Consider the following 15,886-nt stretch of genomic DNA (forward strand, 5'->3'; position numbering starts at 1 on the left):
CGGATGCGCGAACCGGTGACCACGATGGTTTCGAGCGACTGCGCCTTCTGCGGCGTCGGCGAATTTCCACCGGCGTCCTGGGCGCTGGCGACTCCGGGACTGGCCAGCAGCATGGCGGGCAGCATCAGCGATGCCGTTCCCAATGCACGTGCTTCGAGGATGGTGCGGATGGACCGCCGCAGCAGCGGGTTGGACATGATCTTCTCCTGCTAATGGAATTAGGGTCGGTACACAGGCCGCCCAGCAGGAGTTTAGATTCCGTAAAAATATCGCAAAGACACGCCGCTGCGGGATGAAGTCTCATTTACTGTGGAAATCAGCCCGCCGCCTTCTTGGTGACTTCCGGAATGGACGCTTCCGGTTCCGTTCCATATGTCGCAGTGGAGGCGCGGCGCAATTCCGATGCGGACGTGCTGAAGCGCTGCCGGAAGGCGCGGCTGAAAGTGGCCCGGCTCTCGAAGCCGGCGGCGCGCGCGGCTTCGCCCACGGCGAGCGCTCCCTGTTCGATCAGCCGGCGGGCATGCTCGACCCGGCAGCGCATCAGGTAGGCGTAGGGCGCCTCGCCGAACACCGCATGAAACACCTTGATGAAGTGCCACGGCGAGTAGTTCGCCATGCGCGCGAGCTGCGGGATGTCGAATTCGATGCGGGGATTGGTGGTGACGTGATGGCGCACGCGCTGCAACCGCAGGAACACCTGCCGCTTGCGCGCGGCGGTACGGCCAGGGCAGCGCGCCACCAGCGGCGCAAACTCCGCCTGCAGATCCTGCAGCGTCTGCGAGAGCCACAGCATGCGCCAGGCCGGCCACGGGCGCTTGCCGTCTTCCTGGGCGGCGTCCTGCGCCAGCCGCAGCAGCCGCTGGCCGAGATCGCCGCCGACGCCGTGCACGGCCGGAAACAGCACGGGCGGCGCGTCGCGCGTGCGATCCGAGATGACGGCGATCTGCGCCCAGGCGGATTGCGAAGCCAGCAGCGCCACGCAGGTGCCGCCCACGCCCATCGACACTTCGACGGGACGCTCCGAATCCGAGACGCAGATCGCGCCGGCACGGATCTGGAACTGCCCGTCGGGTGTCGCGATCTGCACGCGTCCGCCCAGCGGACACCACAGGCCGGCGATTTTCGCGGGCAGAGCGACGGCGGCGCCTTCGCCCAGTGTCAATGCAAGCAATCCATGCGCCGGTACGCCGCCCGCTTGGTCGCGGTCCAGCGACAGCAGCGCGCCCGCTTCGACCCGTCGCGCGAGCATCCTCATGCCGACGTACCGCCCGGCATGGCGCGCGCCACATGGATCGTGCGTGCGCAAACGAAAAGAGGCAGCCATCGGGGTCCCGGTCCCGATGGCGTGCCGAGGGGCTTGCTTGTGTCACAACTCTGCCCGTTGGAGGGCGAGCAAAGCCTATCCAATCGGGCTGTCATGGTGGTCTCGAATACGGTTCATTGATGTCGCATTCGTTGTCGGAAAATGGCGTGTCGATCGCATCTTCCGTGGCACTTCCAGACATCGCTCCGGGCGTGTTTCGATCATTGCGAATACACACTCCCAAAACCGCCTGATCGGCGCATGGCGACATTCGGACACGCAGCGGGCGGCAGCAAGTGATTCGCGTAATGCCCCAATTGCCGGCAACTGACTCAATTGCTGCGTTTTCGCCGTTCCCGCATGGCCCGTGTCGGCCGCAGGTGGTGCGATGCGGCCCGCCCCGCTTCCGTTGCGCCAGGACCTCCTGCCAATCCGCCCCGCGGCGGCGCCCGTCGCCGGCACGCGCAAGGCCATGCGTGCAACGTAATACTACGTACGAATAGCATCGTATATGCGGGCGCGGCCAATTTCCAGTCCCCTGCGTCCGGCGCGGCATCCCGGCGGACGTCGGCGCCGCAGTGGCGCGGCGCAGAACGGCCGCGCGATCCGTGCCCGCCGCGGCTCAGAGCCCGAGCCGCGGCCCCCACAGCGCCCGGTCGAGGTCCGGATCGAGGCCGAAGCTCGCCAGCGGCACGCGGCCCGCGCGCACCTGCACGCCTTCGGCGCGCAGGCGGCGCGCCTGCTCGCGGAAACCGCGGCTGCCGGGCGGAAAGGCGATGCGCCCGTCGGCGCGCAGCACGCGGTGCCAGGGCAGTTCCGCGCCGTCCGGCGTCTCGCGCAGCACGCGGCCGACCAGGCGCGCGCGCCGCGGCAGCCCGGCGCGCGCGGCGATGGCGCCGTAGCTGGCGACGCGGCCGCGCGGAATCGCGGCGATCGCCTGCAGGATGCGGTCGTGCTCGGGTTTCATGCGCGTGCGGTCGTGCGGACAGGCAGGGTACCATTCCCGCCGACGGTTCCGCGGGAGGTGCCCGATGCAGAGTTTCGAACAGATCCGGGCGCACGTCAGCGGACGCTATCCGCTGCGCACCAACGATCCCTACCTGATCAGCTTCGACCTGACGTTGGCGCGCAGCCGCCGCCACCAGGGCATCTACCTGGCCGAGCTGGAGGGCGAGGACGGCCGCAAGTTCCTGCGCATCTCCACGCCGATCGGGCCGCTCACCGGCACCGACGCGCGCCGCTGCCTGCAGTTCAACTGGGAGCAGCGCGTCGGCTACCTGGCGGTGAGCGATCTGGACGGCTCGCCCTACCTGCACCTGTGCGAGAACCGCCCCTACGAGCTGCTCGACGAGCGCGAGCTGGAGCGGCTGATCGGCGAGATCGGCCCGCTCGGCGACCAGCTGGAACAGGCGATCTCGAGCGAAGCCGACGCGTTCTGAGCCGCGCCGGCGTTCCCCGTATGGGATACTCGCGGCCTCGATTCAGGGGAGACCGCGCATGTCCCAGAGCACTGCCATCGTGACCGGCGCCGGCGGCGCCATCGCCGCCAGCGTGATCGACGCCTTCGAGGCCGCCGGCTGGCGCCTGGCGCTGATCGCCTACAACGACGCCGAACGCCAGCGCCTCGAGCGCGATCGCCCGCGCCACCTGGTGGTGCAGGCCGACCTGGCCGACGACGCGGCCGCGCACGCCGCGCTGGCGCACGTCATCGGGCATTTCGGCGCGGTGGACGCGCTGCTCAACATCGCCGGCGGCTTCGCCATGGCCGCGGCCGCCGAAACCGCGCCGTCGGCGCTGGAGGCGCAGCTCGACATCAACCTGCGCACCGCCTTCAACGCCACGCGCGCCGTGCTGCCGCACATGTTGCAGCGCAAGCGGGGCTTCGTGCTGGGCGTGGGCGCCGTGGCCGCCATCCGCGGCGGCGCGCAGGTGGGCGCGTATGCGGCGTCGAAGGCGGCGCTGGTCGCCTGGCTGCGCTCGGTGCGCGCGGAGGTATCGCCGCAGGGCGTCGAGGTGGCGATCGTCTACCCGATGGCGTCGGTGGACACGCCGGCCAACCGCGCGGCGATGCCCGACAGCGACCCCAGCCGCTGGATCGGCCCGGACGAGCTCGCGGCCACCATCCTGCATCTCGCCACGCGCAGCGGACGCGGCCGCATCCACGAGGTCGAGGTCTACCCGCCGGCCTAGGCGGGCAGCACCGTTCGCGCGCTCAGCGCGCGAACAGCGCGTCGGCCAACCGCACCAGCGCGTAGGCCAGCAGCGCGGTGATCGGCAGGGTCAGGATCCACGCCCACACCATGCGCTCGACCACCGTCCAGCGGATGGCGTTGAGGCGCTTGGCCGCGCCGACGCCCATGATGGCCGCCGAGACGTTGTGCGTGGTCGACACCGGGATGCCGAACAGCGAGGCGAGGATGATCACCGTCGCCGAGCTGCCCTCCGCGGCGAAGCCGTTGATCGGGTGCAGCTTGACCATCTTGTGGCCGAGCGTCTTGATGATGCGCCAGCCGCCGCCGGCGGTGCCGGCCGCCATCACCAGCGCGCACAGCGCCTTCACCCACACCGGCACCGGGAAGCCGCCGCCGGCGTCCTCGGGGATGCGCAGGAACTGCAGCCAATGCGGCAGGCCGTCGAGCTGGCCGGCCGCGGTGGCGCTGGCCAGCGCCAGCGCGATGATGCCCATGGTCTTCTGCGCGTCGTTCATGCCGTGCGAGAGGCCCATCGCGCTGGCCGACAGGATCTGCGCCTTGCCGAAGAAGGCGTTGACGAACGGCGTGCGGCCGAGCCGGCGCAGGAAGCCGCGGCGGTTGCCCAGCCAGGCGACCAGCGCCAGCAGCAGTCCCATCAGCAGGAAACCGAGCGCGAAACCCATGATCGGCGAGGCCACCATCGGCACCACCACCTTGGGGATCACGCCCTTGCCCTCCCACCAGTGCGCGCCGCCCTGCGACCAGATGATCGCGCCGAAGTCGCCGCCGGAAGCCGCCAGCGCCGCGCCGCACAGTCCGCCGACCAGGGCGTGGCTGGAACTGGACGGCAGGCCCCACCACCAGGTGATCAGGTTCCACAGCGTGGCGCCGAGCAGCGCGCAGATCAGCAGCCGCGCGCCGACGTCGACCACGCCCGCGTCGATCAGGCCGGAGGCGATCGTCTTCGCCACCGCGGTGCCCCACAGCGCGCCGAGCAGGTTGGTGATCGCCGCCAGCAGCACCGCCTGGCCGGGGCTCAGCACCTTGGTCGCCACCACCGTGGCGATCGAATTGGCGGTGTCGTGGAAACCGTTGATGTAGGTGAAGACGAGCGCGATCAGGACGACGACCAGGACCAGCGTCAGGCTCACGGCACCGGCCTCACGAATGCTTCAGCACGATCGCGTAGACCACGTTGCCGACGTCGCGGCAGCGGTCGATCGCCTTCTCCAGCAGCTCGAACAGATCCTTGGCCAGGATGGCGCGCATCGGATCGGTGGCCGTGGCGTACAGCGTGCGGTACGGCTCCAGCAGCAGGCGGTCGGCCTCGGACTCGATGGACTGCAACTGGTCCTGCAGCTTCTTGGTGCGGTCGATGCGCATGCCGTCGCGCAGCAGGCCGACCATCCGCGCGACCACGTCGGTCGCCTTGTGCAGCAGCTCGGCGCGCGGCAGGAAGTCGATGCCCTGCAGGCGTTCGCCGACCAGCGCGTAGCGCTCGGCGAACTTCTCCACGGTCTTCGGGATCTTGTACAGCGCCGAGGACAGCGCCTCGATGTCCTCGCGGTCCAGCGCGGTGACGAAGCTGTTGACCAGCTCCTCGCTGATCTGCGCGGCCAGGTCCTTCTCGCGGCGGCGCGCCAGGCTGAAATCCTCCAGCGAGGCCCCGCCCCCCTTCCCCACCTGCGCCACCAGCGCCGCCGCGCTCTCGCGGGCGGCCTCGGCGCTGGCCTCGAGCAGGCCGTAGAACTTGTCGCCCTTTCCGAACATGGTCTGCAGCGAAAACATGCGTGCGGCCTCTCGATGCGCAGGATGGAACCGCCTGCACCTCGCGGGTGCGGCGCAAATTGCGCCTATGTTACACGACGCCCCGGCCGGCCCGGACGGCAGCGGCAGGCGGCGGCTTGCTACACTGCCCGGGATGCCCACTGCGATCCCCCCGCGATGCTGACCGAACTCGGCCTGGTGTTCCTGCTGGCCCTGCTGAACGGCTTTTTCGCGCTGTCCGAGATCGCGATGGTGGCCGCGCGCAAGAGCCGCCTGAAGCAGATGGCGAAGCACAGCCGCCGCGCCGAGATCGCGCTGGCGCTGGCGGAAACGCCGGAGCGTTTCCTGTCCACGGTGCAGGTCGGCATCACCCTGATCACGCTGATCACCGGCGCCGCCACCGGCGCCTCGATCGGCCACCGCCTGGCCGACTGGCTGGCGCTGCACGGCGGCGACTGGCTGGTGCCCTACGCGCCGCTGATCGGCCTGCTGATCGGCTTCACCCTGATCACCTTCGTCAACATCGTGGTCGGCGAGCTGGTGCCGAAGCGCGCCGCGCTGGTCGCGCCCGAGCGCATCGCCGTGACGGTGGGCGTGCCGATGCTGGTGCTGTCGCGCCTCGCCGCGCCGTTCGTGTGGGTGCTGAACCGCGCCAGCGGCCTGGTGCTGAAGCTGCTGCGGCTCGACCGTGCCGGCCGCGGCGAGGTCACCGAGGAGGAGATCCGCCTGCTGATCGCCGAAGGCGCCGAGCAGGGCGTGATCGACATGGACGAGCGCAACATGGTCAGCCGCGTGCTGCGCCTGGGCGACCGCACCGTCGACAGCGTGATGACGCCGCGCCCGCGCATCGCCTGGCTGGACGCCGCCGCGCCGCTGGCGGAGAACCTCGAGGTACTGCGCGAGACGCCCTACTCGCGCTACCCCGTCTACCGCGGCAGCGAAAGCGAAATCCTCGGCGTGCTCGAGGTGAAGAGCCTGCTGGAGGCGTTCGCCCGCGGCGAGCGCGCGCTCGACCTGTTCCGCACCCTGGCCAGGCCGCTGTACGTGCCGGCGACGGCGCGCGCGCTCGACCTGCTGGAGGAATTCCGCGACGCGGAGACGCCGCTGGCGCTGGTGGTCGACGAGTACGGCGACATCGAGGGCCTGGTCACGCTGAACGACCTGCTGGCCGCCGTGGTCGGCAAGTCCGCCCCGCCGGAAGGCCAGGCGCCGCAGGACGCGCCGATCGTCCGCCGCGACGACGGCAGCTATCTCGTCGACGGCGCCCTGCCCACCGACGACCTGCGAGAGCTGCTGCTGCTTGAGCAGCTGCCGAACGAGGAGGACCACGACTTCCGCACCGTCGCCGGCATGATGATGGCGCAGTTCGGCCGCATCCCGCAGACCGGCGAGGCATTCACCTGGCGCGGCGTGCGCTTCGAGGTGCTGGACCTCGACGGCGCGCGCATCGACAAGGTGCTGGTGGTGCCGGCCGCGCCGGAACCCGAACCGGACCGCGACGACTGAGCAGGCGCGCGCGACCGTCGCCGGTTCAAACCGCGTTCAAGCCGGTCCGGCATGATGGAAGCCGCATGATGCATCCCCACGAACGCCGCACCACCGAACTGCTCGTCGACACGGTCGCCGCGCACCCCGAGGACACCATCGGCTTCGACACCCTGCTCGAGCCGCTGCGCACGCGCGCGTTCGGCTTCCTGCTGCTGTTGCTGGCGATCCCCAACTTCATCCCCGTGCCGATCGGCGTCGGCGGCGTGATGGGCACGCTGGTGGTGCTGGCCGGCGGGCAGATGCTGCTCGGCCTGGAGCGGCCGTGGCTGCCGGGCTGGCTGCGGCGGCGGCGCTTCGCCCGCGCCTCGGTGCTGCGCTTCCTCGAACGCACCGCGCCGGCGATGCGCCGCATCGAGCGCGTCTGCCGGCCGCGGCTGGAAGCATTGACGCGGCGGCCGGCGACGCTGTTCTCGGGGCTGCTGCTGGTGCTGCTGGGGCTGCTGCTGTCGCTGCCGATCCCGTTCACCAACTACCTGTTCGGCGCGCTGCTGCTGGCCTTCGGCATCGTGCTGAGCGAGCGCGACGGCGCCCTGCTGCTCGGCATCTGGGCCGCTTCCGTCGCGGTGATCGCGGCCGCGGCACTGTTGAGCGGCAACCTGCTCGCGCTACTCGGACGCCTGTTCTGAGCCCGCGCCGCGCGCGCCGGCCGCGCGCGCCAGCCGCGCCATGCGCTGCGCGTCGGAGAGGATGCCGCGCAGCACGCGCAGCTCGCGGCTGTCCGGCTGCGCGCGCAGGAACAGCTTGCGCAGGCGTTGCAGGATCGTGCGCGGCGAGCGGCCCTTGTGGAAGTCGATGTCATCGAGCGTCGCGGCGAGGTGGCCGAAGAACGCCTCCATCTCCGCCGCCGTCGCCGGCGGATCGCGCGGCGCGGGCGGCGCCGGCGGCGCCTCCAGCCCGGCCAGGCGCAGTTCGTAGGCCATCACCTGCACGGCCTGGGCGAGGTTGAGCGAGCCGAAGTCGTCGACGCTGGGGATGCGCACCATCGCGTGGCAGCGCTGCAGCTCGTCGTTCTCCAGCCCGGTGCGCTCGTTGCCGAACACCAGCGCGATCTCCTCGCCGCGCGCCGCGGCGGCCTGCGCCTCGGCGGCGGCGCCGCGCGGCGTATGTTCGGCCAGGGTCACGCCGCGCCGGCGCGCACTCAGGCCCAGCACCAGCCGGCAGTCGGCCATCGCTTCCACCAGATCGGGAACGACCACGATGCGCTCGAGCACGTCGTCTGCCCCCGCCGCCAGCGCCTGCACCTCGGCGTCGGGATAGCGCATCGGCGCCACCAGCACCAGCCGCGCGAAGCCCATCGTGCGGATCGCCCGCGCCGCCGCGCCGATATTGCCGGGATGCGAGGTGCGGACCAGCACGAAACGGATGCGGTGGGAGGATGGAGGCATGGCGGAGACGGAAGACGGAAGACGGAAGACGGAAGACGGAAGACGGAAGACGGACAAGCATCGTTGGACCACCGCCGATGCGCAAGCGGGATTCCATGCCGAATCGTTTCGAAAAACCCGTCATGCCGGCGCAAGCCGGCATGACGGCGCGGGGAGTGCGCGGCTCGCGTCGTCGATCCGCCTCCCGATGCGCTTCCCGCTTCCCGTCTCCCGCCTCTGCTAAACTTGCCCGCCGCCGCCCGGCCCGACCGCGCGGCCCGTTCTTTCCCAGCCGTCCGACGAAGCCATGCCCAGACCCGCCGTCAACGTCGCGGTACGTGCCGCGCGCGCCGCAGGGAGCGTGATCCTGCGCTACATGAATCGCCTCGACAGCCTGGCGGTCGTGGAGAAGCAGCGCATGGACTTCGCCAGCGAGGTGGACCGCCTCGCCGAGGCCGAGATCATCCGCGAGCTGAAGCGCGCCTACCCCGGCCACGCCATCCTCGCCGAGGAGTCCGGCGCCGCCGGCGGCGGCAGGCAGACCTGGGTGATCGATCCGCTGGACGGCACGCACAACTACCTGCGCGGCCTGCCGCACTTCTGCGTCTCCATCGGCATGCTCGACCGCGGCGAGCCGGTGTACGGCGTGATCTACGATCCGCTGCGCGACGAGATGTTCACCGCCAGCAAGGGCGACGGCGCCTTCCTCAACGACCGCCGCCTGCGCATCAACGCGCGCGAGGGCCTGGCCGGCGCGCTGCTCGCCACCGGCTTTCCGTACCGCCAGCGCCGCCACCTCGACGCCCAGCTCGGCATGACCCGCGCGCTGCTGGTGGAAGCCGAGGACATTCGCCGCACCGGTTCCGCCGCGCTCGACCTCGCCTACGTCGCCGCCAACCGCCTCGACGGCTACTTCGAGATCGGCCTGAAGCCGTGGGACATGGCCGCCGGCTGCCTGCTGGTGCGCGAGGCCGGCGGCCGCTACTGCGACTTCGCCGGCCGCGACGGCATCCCCGCCAGCGGCAACATCATCGCCGGCGGCCTCAAGGTCGCGCAGGCGATGCAGGCGGTGATCGAGGCGCATTCGCCGCCGGAGTTGCTGAAGGCCTGAGACACCGCCGTCGACGGGACGCCGCTCGGTCCCCGCCAACCTCGCTTGCGCAGGAGCGGCCGTGGCCGCGACCGGTTGCCCCGGGTCGCGGCCACGGCCGCTCTGCCCTGCAAAACGAAACGGCCCGGATCGCTCCGGGCCGTCCGCGTTTTCGAGACCGCGCAACGCGCCGTTCAGGGCCGGCGCGCCAGCTCCGGATTCTCGCGCGTCACCGGCATCAGGTCCTTCTTCGACACGCCCAGCCACAGCAGGATCGGGTTGGCGAAGAAGATCGACGACAGCGTGCCGATCAGGATGCCGATCAGCATGGTGATGGCGAAGCCGTGCACCACCGGGCCGCCGAAGAAGTACAGCGCCGCCATGGTGATGCCGGTGAACAGCGAGGTGATGATCGTGCGCGAGAGGGTGGAGTTGATCGCGCGGTTGAGGATCTGCTCCGGATCGGCCTTGCGCGAGGAGCGGAACAGCTCGCGCACGCGGTCGAACACGACCACCTTGTCGTTGATCGAGTAGCCGACCACCGCCAGCACCGAGGCCAGCACCGTCAGATCGAACTCGCGCTGCACCAGCGCGAACACGCCGACGGTCAGCACGGTGTCGTGCACCTCGCTGGCCAGCGCCGCCAGCGCGAAGCGTTTCTCGAAACGCAGGCCGAGATAGATCATGATGCCGATGATCACGAAGATCACCGCGACCACGCCGCCGGTGCGCAGCTCCTCGCCGACCTGCGGGCCGACGAAGTCGTGGCGCTGCAGCTTGACGTCGGCGCGCTTCGCCTTCAGCGCGGCGACCACGTCGCCGGCGACCTTGTCGGCATTCTTCTGGTCGCCCTTCGGCTGCAGGCGGATGGCCAGCTGGCGGGTGCCGCCGAGGCTCTGCACCACCGCGTTCTCGAAGCCGCCGGCGGACAGCGCCTGGCGCACCTCGCCGACGTCCACCGGCTGCGCGTACTCGACCTCGACCACCACGCCGCCGGTGAAGTCGAGGCCGTAGTTCAGGCCGCGGGTGAAGATCAGCACCACCGAGGCGATCATCAGGATCGCCGAGATGGTGACGCTGACGCGGCGCCAGCCGAGGAAGTCGATGTTGCTGTTCGGGTTGAAGATTTCCATGCAGGTGTCTCTATGCGGAAGTCCGAGTCCGGGCAAAGCGGCCGTCCATGGCCGCACGATGCGACAAAACCCTTACACCGACAGCGTCTTCAGCTTGCGGCCGCCGTGCAACAGCGCGGTGATCGCGTGCGTGACGGTGACCGAGGTGAACATCGAGGTCAGGATGCCGATGAACAGCGTCACGCCGAAGCCCTTGATCGGGCCGGAACCCAGCGTCATCAGGCCGAACGCGGCGATCAGATGGGTGACGTTGGCGTCGAGAATGGTCGCCCAGGCCTTGTCGTAGCCGGCGCGGATCGAGGCCAGCGGCGTCGAGCCGTTGCGCAGTTCCTCGCGCACGCGTTCGCAGATCAGCACGTTGGCGTCGATCGCCATACCCAGCGTCAGCACGATGCCGGCGATGCCGGGCATGGTCAGGGTGACGCCGATCATCGACATCACCGCCAGCAGCAGCACCAGGTTGAAGAACAGTGCGATGTCGGCGACCAGGCCGAACAGCTTGTAATACAGCGCCGCGGCGAGCAGCACCGCGCCGAGGCCGAGCAGTACCGACTGCTCGCCCTTGCGGATGTTGTCCTGGCCGAGGCTGGGGCCGATCACGCGCTCCTCGACGATGTCCATCGGCGCGGCCAGCGAGCCGGCCTTCAGCAGCAGCGCCAGCTCGGAGGCTTCCTTCGGACTGGCGAGGCCGGTGGTCTGGAACTGCTTGCTGAACACGCCCTGCACGGTGGCGTAGCTGATCACCTGCTCGGTGATCTTGGTGGTGCGCACTTCCTTGCCGTCGACGATCTTGGTCTCCGGGGTGCGCTCGATGTACACCACCGCCATCGGCTTGCCGACGTTGTCGGTGGTGAAGTCCAGCATCTTCTTCGCGCCGGCCGCATTCAGCGTCACGTCGACCTTGGGCGAGCCGGTCTGCTGGTCGAAGCCGGACGCGGCGTCGGCCAGCTCGTCGCCGGTGACGATCACCTTCTTGCTGAGCAGGTAGGGCTCGCCGTTGCGGCCGTAGTACAGGCGCGCCTCCGGCGGCACGTTGCCGTTGCGCACCGCGTCGGTGGTGCGCGGATCGCCGGGGCCGGCGATGCCGGCGCGGTATTCCAGCGTGGCGGTGGCGCCGAGGATCTTCTTCGCCTCGGCGGTGTCCTGCACGCCGGCCAGCTCGACGACGATGCGGCTGTCGCCCTGCTGCTGGATGATCGGCTCGGACACGCCCAGCGCGTTGACGCGGTTGCGCAGCGTGCCGAGGTTCTGCTTGATGATGTTCTGCGCGATCTCGCGCAGCTTGTCCGGCTTGATCGCGATGTTCAGCGCGTAGGCGTCGTTGGCGACCGCGCCGTTCTCGACGGTGAGGTCCGGCATCTCGCCGACGATCAGCGTCGCCGCCCGCTCGCGGTCGGCGTCCGAACGCAGCGTGGCGACCACGCCCTGCGCGCCGCGCTCCACCGACAGGTAGCGGACGCCCTTGTCGCGCAGCAACGCTCGGATGTCGTCGACGTAGCGCTGCTGCTGCTTGTCCAGCACCGCCTTCTGGTCGACCTCCATCAGGAAGTGCACGCCGCCCTGCAGGTCGAGGCCGAGCGGCATGGCGTTGGCGCCGATCGCGCGCAGCCACGACGGCACGGTCGAGGCGAGGTTCAGCGCGACCACGTACTGGTCGCCCAGCGCCTGCCTCAGCACGTCGGAAGCGCGCAGTTGCACCTCGGTGTTGGCGAAGCGCACCAGCAGGCGGTCGGCGCCGAGTTCCGCCGACTGGAAGGCGATGCCGTCCTTGCGCAGCGCGCCCTGCACCTTGTCCTGCAGCGCCTGGTCGACAGTGGCGCCGCGGTTGGCGGAGATCTGCACGGCCGGCTGCGGCGGATACAGGTTGGGCAGGGCGTAGAGCACGCCCAGCAGCAGCACGATCGCGACCAGCGCGTACTTCCAGCGGGGAAAATCGGTCATCTCTGGGTCCTTTGCGATCGTCCGTGATCGCGAGCATCAAGGCAGCGGCCACTCCCGGCCGCACCGTTCAACAAAGCCCCGTTCCTCAGGCCTGCCGCTCAGGAGGACTTGAGGGTGCCCTTCGGCAACACCTGCGAGATCGCCTGCTTCTGCAGCTTCACCTTGACGCCGGGCGCGATTTCCAGCGTGACGAAGCTGTCGCCCAGCTCGTCGACGCGGCCGGCGAGACCGCCGTTGGTGACCACCTCGTCGCCCTTGGCCAGCGCCGCGACCATCGAGCGGTGCTCCTTGGCGCGCTTCATCTGCGGCCGGATCAGCATGAAGTAGAAGATGCCGAACAGGATGATCAGCGGCAGGAACGAGATCAGCGGGTTCTGCGCGGCGGCGCCGCCCGCTGCCTGGGCGTAGGCGTCGGAGATGAAGAAGCTCATGTCGTCACTCGCAAGTTGCGGCGCGGCCTGAGGAATTTCGGCCCGCCTACCAAAAGATCGCGGATTATGCCATGGGGGCAAGACCCGTGCATGGCCGGGGCGGCGCAGACGGAGACCGCCGCCGGGCCTGCCGGTTCCCCGCGTCCGTCAATCGACGCCGGCGGCGAGTCCCGCGTGGAAGGCCGCGGCGAAGTCCTCCAGCGTGCCCGCGGCGATCGCCGCGCGCAGGTCGGCCATCAGCCGCTGGTAGTGGTGCAGGTTGTGGATGGTGGCGAGCTGCGCGCCGAGGATCTCGTTGCAGCGGTCGAGGTGGCGAAGATACGCGCGCGAGAAGCCGGAACGGCAGGCGTAGCAGGTACAGCCCTCCTCGATCGGGCGGGTATCGCGTTCGTACTTCGCGTTGCGGATGCGCAGCGTGCCGCGGCGGGTGAACAGGAAGCCGTTGCGCGCGTTGCGGGTCGGCATCACGCAGTCGAACATGTCGATGCCGCGGCGCACGGCCTCGACGATGTCCTGCGGCCGGCCGACGCCCATCAGGTAGCGCGGACGCTCCGCGGGCAGCAGCGGCACGGTGGCGTCGAGCGTGCGGTTGCGCGCCTCCTCCGGCTCGCCGACGGCGAGGCCGCCGACCGCGTAGCCGTCGAAGCCGATCGCGCACAGGCCCTCCGCCGAGCGCCGGCGCAGCTCCTCGTGCACGCCGCCCTGCACGATGCCGAACAGCGCGTTGGGATTGCCCAGCGCGTCGAAGGCGAGGCGCGAACGCTCGGCCCAGCGCAGCGACAGCTCCATCGAGCGGCGCGCCTCGGCTTCGCTGGCCGGCGCGCCGTCGATCAGGTAGGGCGTGCACTCGTCGAAGATCATCGCGATGTCGGAATCGAGCACGCGCTGGATGCGCATCGATTCTTCCGGCGAGAGGAACACGCGCGCGCCGTCCACCGGCGAGGCGAAGGCGACGCCCTCCTCGGTGATCTTGCGCTTGTGCGCCAGGCTGAACACCTGGAAGCCGCCGGAGTCGGTGAGGATCGGCCCGTCCCAGCCGATGAAGCGGTGCAGGCCGCCGAATGCGCCGATCACGTCCAAGCCCGGGCGCAGCCACAGATGGAAGGTGTTGCCGAGGATGATCTCCGCACCGACCTCGCGCAGGTCGCGCGGCGTCATCGCCTTGACCGAGCCGTAGGTGCCGACCGGCATGAACGCCGGCGTCTCGATCGTGCCGCGCGGGAAGGTCAGGCGGCCGCGGCGGGCGGCGCCATCGGTGGCGAGAAGGTCGAATTGCATCGGGAGCCGGGAGACGGGAGACCGCGGCTAGGATGCCGGATCGGGGTGCCGGCGCAAGTCTTCGCGGAAAGCCGGCACGGTCACGCGCCGCCCCCTTTTCCGCTTCCCGTCTCCCCCTTCCCGTCTCCCGGCCAGATCAACATCGCGTCGCCATAGGAGAAGAAGCGGTAGCGCTGCTCGACGGCGTGGCGGTAGGCGTCGAGGATCAGCTCGCGCCCGGCCAGCGCCGAGACCAGCATCAGCAGGGTCGACTCCGGCAGATGGAAATTGGTGATCAGGCCGTCGATGCTGCGGATGCGGTAGCCGGGGAAGATGAAGATCGCGGTCTCGCCGGCGAACGGCCGCAGCTCGCCGCCACGGCTGGCGCTCTCCAGCGCGCGCACCACGGTGGTGCCGACCGCGACCACGCGTCCGCCGCGCGCGCGCGTGCGGCGGACCTTCTCCACCAGCTCGGCGCCCACGTTCAGCCACTCGCGGTGCATCACGTGGTCTTCGATGCGCTCGACGCGCACCGGCTGGAAGGTGCCGGCGCCGACGTGCAGCGTGACGTAGCCGGACTCGATGCCGCGCGCGCGCAGCGCGTCCAGCAGCGGAGCGTCGAAATGCAGTCCGGCGGTCGGCGCGGCGACGGCGCCCGGCTCGCGCGCGAACACGGTCTGGTAGCGCTCGGCATCGGCGGCGTCCGCCTCGCGCGCGATGTACGGCGGCAGCGGCATGCGGCCCAGCCGCAGCAGCAGCCGTTCCAGCGGCTCCTCGCCCTCGAAACGCAGCAGGAAGAACTCGCCGTCGCGGCCGAGCACGGTGACCACGCTGCCGTCGCCCAGCAGGATGCGGCCGCCCGGCCTCGGCTTCTTGCTGACGCCGAGCTGCGCGCGCGCTTCCCGCGCGCCGGTGACCCGCTCGATCAGGATCTCCACCGCGCCGCCGCTTTCCTTGCGCCCGTGCAGCCGCGCCGGCAGCACGCGGGTGTCGTTGAACACCAGCAGGTCGCCCGGCCGCAGCAGTTGCGGCAGCTCGCGCATCGTGCGGTCCTGCCAGGCGCGCGCGGCCGCATCCAGCACCAGCAGACGGCTGGCGGAACGCTCGGGCAGCGGCGCCTGCGCGATCAGCTCGGCCGGCAGGTCGTAGTGGAAGTCGGATTTCTTCACGAGACGGGAGACGGGAGACGGGAGACGGGATAGCGTACACGCGGCCCGTGGCCCGCTCACCCCCGGGCGCCCTCTCCCCTTACAGCCAGCCTTTCTGCCGGGCGATGCGGTAGGCCTCGATGCGGTTGCCGGCGCCGAGCTTGCCGATCGCCTCCGACAGGTAGTTGCGCACGGTGCCGTGCGAGAGGTTGAGACGCTCGGCGATGTCGCCCGCCGACATGCCTTCGCCGGCCAGGCGCAGCACCTGGCGCTCGCGGTCGTTCAGCGGATCGGCGTCCGACCAGGCTTCCAGCGCCAACTGCGGGTCGATGGCGCGGCCGCCGCGGTGCACGCGGCGCAGCGCCTCGGCCAGTTGTTCCGCCGGCGCATCCTTCAGCAGGTAGCCGGACACGCCGGCGTCGAGCGCGCGGCGCAGGAAGCCGGGGCGGGCGAAGGTGGTGACGATCACCACCTTGATCGGCAGCTCGTGGCGCTGCACGCGCTGGGCGAGCTCGAGGCCGGTCAGGCCCGGCATCTCGATGTCGGTGACCAGCACGTCCGGCACCAGACGCTGCAACTCCCGCCACGCGGTTTCGCCGTCGGCCGCGCTGCCGACCACCTCGATGTCCGATTCCAGCCGCAGCAGCGCCGCCAGCGCGCCGCGCACCATGGCCTGGTCTTCGGCGAGCAGCACGCGAATCATGCGTCGCGG

General features: G+C 70.3%; 17 protein-coding genes. 5 read left to right on the forward strand and 12 right to left on the reverse strand.

The genetic code is table 11. The features are described from left to right. The 3 genes from MBSD_RS15235 to MBSD_RS13180 all read right to left on the reverse strand — a co-directional run. A partial coding sequence (locus MBSD_RS15235) for a hypothetical protein (RefSeq protein WP_148667891.1) occupies positions 1–197 on the reverse strand: 197 nt, incomplete at its 3' end. Positions 198–316: 119 nt separating this feature from the next. Then, positions 317–1,324, reverse strand: a complete 1,008-nt coding sequence (locus MBSD_RS13175; protein ID WP_114693275.1) for a helix-turn-helix transcriptional regulator — start codon at positions 1,322–1,324, stop codon at positions 317–319. A 601-nt stretch (positions 1,325–1,925) separates the two neighbouring features. Next, a complete protein-coding gene (locus tag MBSD_RS13180) occupies positions 1,926–2,270 on the reverse strand; it encodes an MGMT family protein (RefSeq protein ID WP_062537767.1) in 345 nt (114 codons plus the stop codon). A 64-nt stretch (positions 2,271–2,334) separates the two neighbouring features. Here MBSD_RS13180 and MBSD_RS13185 point away from each other — a divergent pair, with 64 nt between their 5' ends. After that, the gene (locus MBSD_RS13185; protein WP_062537768.1) at positions 2,335–2,742 is read left to right on the forward strand and encodes a hypothetical protein; all 408 of its coding nucleotides are present in this window, start codon (positions 2,335–2,337) and stop codon (positions 2,740–2,742) included. A gap of 58 nt (positions 2,743–2,800) precedes the next feature. Continuing rightward, the gene (locus MBSD_RS13190) at positions 2,801–3,493 is read left to right on the forward strand and encodes an SDR family oxidoreductase (protein ID WP_062537769.1); all 693 of its coding nucleotides are present in this window, start codon (positions 2,801–2,803) and stop codon (positions 3,491–3,493) included. 22 nt (positions 3,494–3,515) lie between these two features. Here MBSD_RS13190 and MBSD_RS13195 read toward each other — a convergent pair whose 3' ends face one another. Further along, complete coding sequence (locus MBSD_RS13195; RefSeq protein WP_187300687.1) at positions 3,516–4,646, reverse strand: inorganic phosphate transporter; 1,131 nt, start codon at positions 4,644–4,646, stop codon at positions 3,516–3,518. A gap of 10 nt (positions 4,647–4,656) precedes the next feature. Further along, positions 4,657–5,283: a DUF47 domain-containing protein gene (locus MBSD_RS13200; RefSeq protein WP_062537770.1), complete on the reverse strand. Its 627-nt coding sequence runs from the start codon at positions 5,281–5,283 to the stop codon at positions 4,657–4,659. A 156-nt stretch (positions 5,284–5,439) separates the two neighbouring features. On the opposite strand from MBSD_RS13200, the gene MBSD_RS13205 reads away from it, so the two are divergent. Next, entirely contained in the window at positions 5,440–6,768 is a 1,329-nt protein-coding gene (locus MBSD_RS13205; protein ID WP_062537771.1) for a hemolysin family protein, read from the forward strand. A 65-nt stretch (positions 6,769–6,833) separates the two neighbouring features. Beyond that, positions 6,834–7,436 (forward strand): exopolysaccharide biosynthesis protein, encoded by a 603-nt coding sequence (locus MBSD_RS13210; RefSeq protein ID WP_062537772.1) that lies wholly within the window; start codon positions 6,834–6,836, stop codon positions 7,434–7,436. Here the strand turns inward: MBSD_RS13210 and MBSD_RS13215 are convergent. Then, complete coding sequence (locus tag MBSD_RS13215) at positions 7,416–8,195, reverse strand: RNA methyltransferase (protein ID WP_062537773.1); 780 nt, start codon at positions 8,193–8,195, stop codon at positions 7,416–7,418. The two genes, MBSD_RS13210 and MBSD_RS13215, sit on opposite strands and share 21 nt — an antisense overlap. Before the next feature lie 286 nt (positions 8,196–8,481). On the opposite strand from MBSD_RS13215, the gene MBSD_RS13220 reads away from it, so the two are divergent. Then, positions 8,482–9,285 (forward strand): inositol monophosphatase family protein, encoded by an 804-nt coding sequence (locus tag MBSD_RS13220; protein ID WP_062537774.1) that lies wholly within the window; start codon positions 8,482–8,484, stop codon positions 9,283–9,285. Between the two features lie 173 nt (positions 9,286–9,458). Here the strand turns inward: MBSD_RS13220 and secF are convergent, their stop codons facing one another. From secF to MBSD_RS13250, 6 genes are all read right to left on the reverse strand, one after another. Further along, on the reverse strand, positions 9,459–10,397 hold the full coding sequence (gene secF, locus MBSD_RS13225; RefSeq protein ID WP_062537775.1) for a protein translocase subunit SecF: 939 nt from the start codon (positions 10,395–10,397) through the stop codon (positions 9,459–9,461). A 72-nt stretch (positions 10,398–10,469) separates the two neighbouring features. Continuing rightward, positions 10,470–12,338 (reverse strand): protein translocase subunit SecD, encoded by a 1,869-nt coding sequence (secD, locus tag MBSD_RS13230; RefSeq protein ID WP_062537776.1) that lies wholly within the window; start codon positions 12,336–12,338, stop codon positions 10,470–10,472. Between the two features lie 98 nt (positions 12,339–12,436). Further along, positions 12,437–12,769, reverse strand: coding sequence for a preprotein translocase subunit YajC (yajC, locus tag MBSD_RS13235; protein WP_062537777.1), 333 nt, complete (start codon positions 12,767–12,769; stop codon positions 12,437–12,439). Between the two features lie 147 nt (positions 12,770–12,916). Further along, positions 12,917–14,047: a tRNA guanosine(34) transglycosylase Tgt gene (tgt, locus tag MBSD_RS13240; protein WP_062537778.1), complete on the reverse strand. Its 1,131-nt coding sequence runs from the start codon at positions 14,045–14,047 to the stop codon at positions 12,917–12,919. Between the two features lie 80 nt (positions 14,048–14,127). Beyond that, a complete protein-coding gene (gene queA / locus MBSD_RS13245; protein ID WP_062537779.1) occupies positions 14,128–15,195 on the reverse strand; it encodes a tRNA preQ1(34) S-adenosylmethionine ribosyltransferase-isomerase QueA in 1,068 nt (355 codons plus the stop codon). Between the two features lie 79 nt (positions 15,196–15,274). Next, positions 15,275–15,877 carry a response regulator transcription factor gene (locus tag MBSD_RS13250; protein WP_062537780.1) on the reverse strand — a complete coding sequence of 201 codons (603 nt, stop codon included), beginning with the start codon at positions 15,875–15,877 and terminating at the stop codon, positions 15,275–15,277. Positions 15,878–15,886 lie beyond the last annotated feature (9 nt).

This window comes from Mizugakiibacter sediminis (assembly GCF_000953855.2).
Classification (GTDB): domain Bacteria; phylum Pseudomonadota; class Gammaproteobacteria; order Xanthomonadales; family Rhodanobacteraceae; genus Mizugakiibacter; species Mizugakiibacter sediminis.

Bases quoted from the DNA above. Each gene is read 5' to 3' on its own strand.
- MBSD_RS13175 (WP_114693275.1), bottom strand. From the start codon at position 1,324: ATGGCTGCCTCTTTTCGTTTGCGCACGCACGATCCATGTGGCGCGCGC.
- MBSD_RS13180 (WP_062537767.1), bottom strand. From the start codon at position 2,270: ATGAAACCCGAGCACGACCGCATCCTGCAGGCGATCGCCGCGATTCCG.
- MBSD_RS13185 (WP_062537768.1), top strand. From the start codon at position 2,335: ATGCAGAGTTTCGAACAGATCCGGGCGCACGTCAGCGGACGCTATCCG.
- MBSD_RS13190 (WP_062537769.1), top strand. From the start codon at position 2,801: ATGTCCCAGAGCACTGCCATCGTGACCGGCGCCGGCGGCGCCATCGCC.
- MBSD_RS13200 (WP_062537770.1), bottom strand. From the start codon at position 5,283: ATGTTTTCGCTGCAGACCATGTTCGGAAAGGGCGACAAGTTCTACGGC.
- MBSD_RS13205 (WP_062537771.1), top strand. From the start codon at position 5,440: ATGCTGACCGAACTCGGCCTGGTGTTCCTGCTGGCCCTGCTGAACGGC.
- MBSD_RS13210 (WP_062537772.1), top strand. From the start codon at position 6,834: ATGATGCATCCCCACGAACGCCGCACCACCGAACTGCTCGTCGACACG.
- MBSD_RS13215 (WP_062537773.1), bottom strand. From the start codon at position 8,195: ATGCCTCCATCCTCCCACCGCATCCGTTTCGTGCTGGTCCGCACCTCG.
- MBSD_RS13220 (WP_062537774.1), top strand. From the start codon at position 8,482: ATGCCCAGACCCGCCGTCAACGTCGCGGTACGTGCCGCGCGCGCCGCA.
- secF (WP_062537775.1), bottom strand. From the start codon at position 10,397: ATGGAAATCTTCAACCCGAACAGCAACATCGACTTCCTCGGCTGGCGC.
- secD (WP_062537776.1), bottom strand. From the start codon at position 12,338: ATGACCGATTTTCCCCGCTGGAAGTACGCGCTGGTCGCGATCGTGCTG.
- yajC (WP_062537777.1), bottom strand. From the start codon at position 12,769: ATGAGCTTCTTCATCTCCGACGCCTACGCCCAGGCAGCGGGCGGCGCC.
- tgt (WP_062537778.1), bottom strand. From the start codon at position 14,047: ATGCAATTCGACCTTCTCGCCACCGATGGCGCCGCCCGCCGCGGCCGC.
- MBSD_RS13250 (WP_062537780.1), bottom strand. From the start codon at position 15,877: ATGATTCGCGTGCTGCTCGCCGAAGACCAGGCCATGGTGCGCGGCGCG.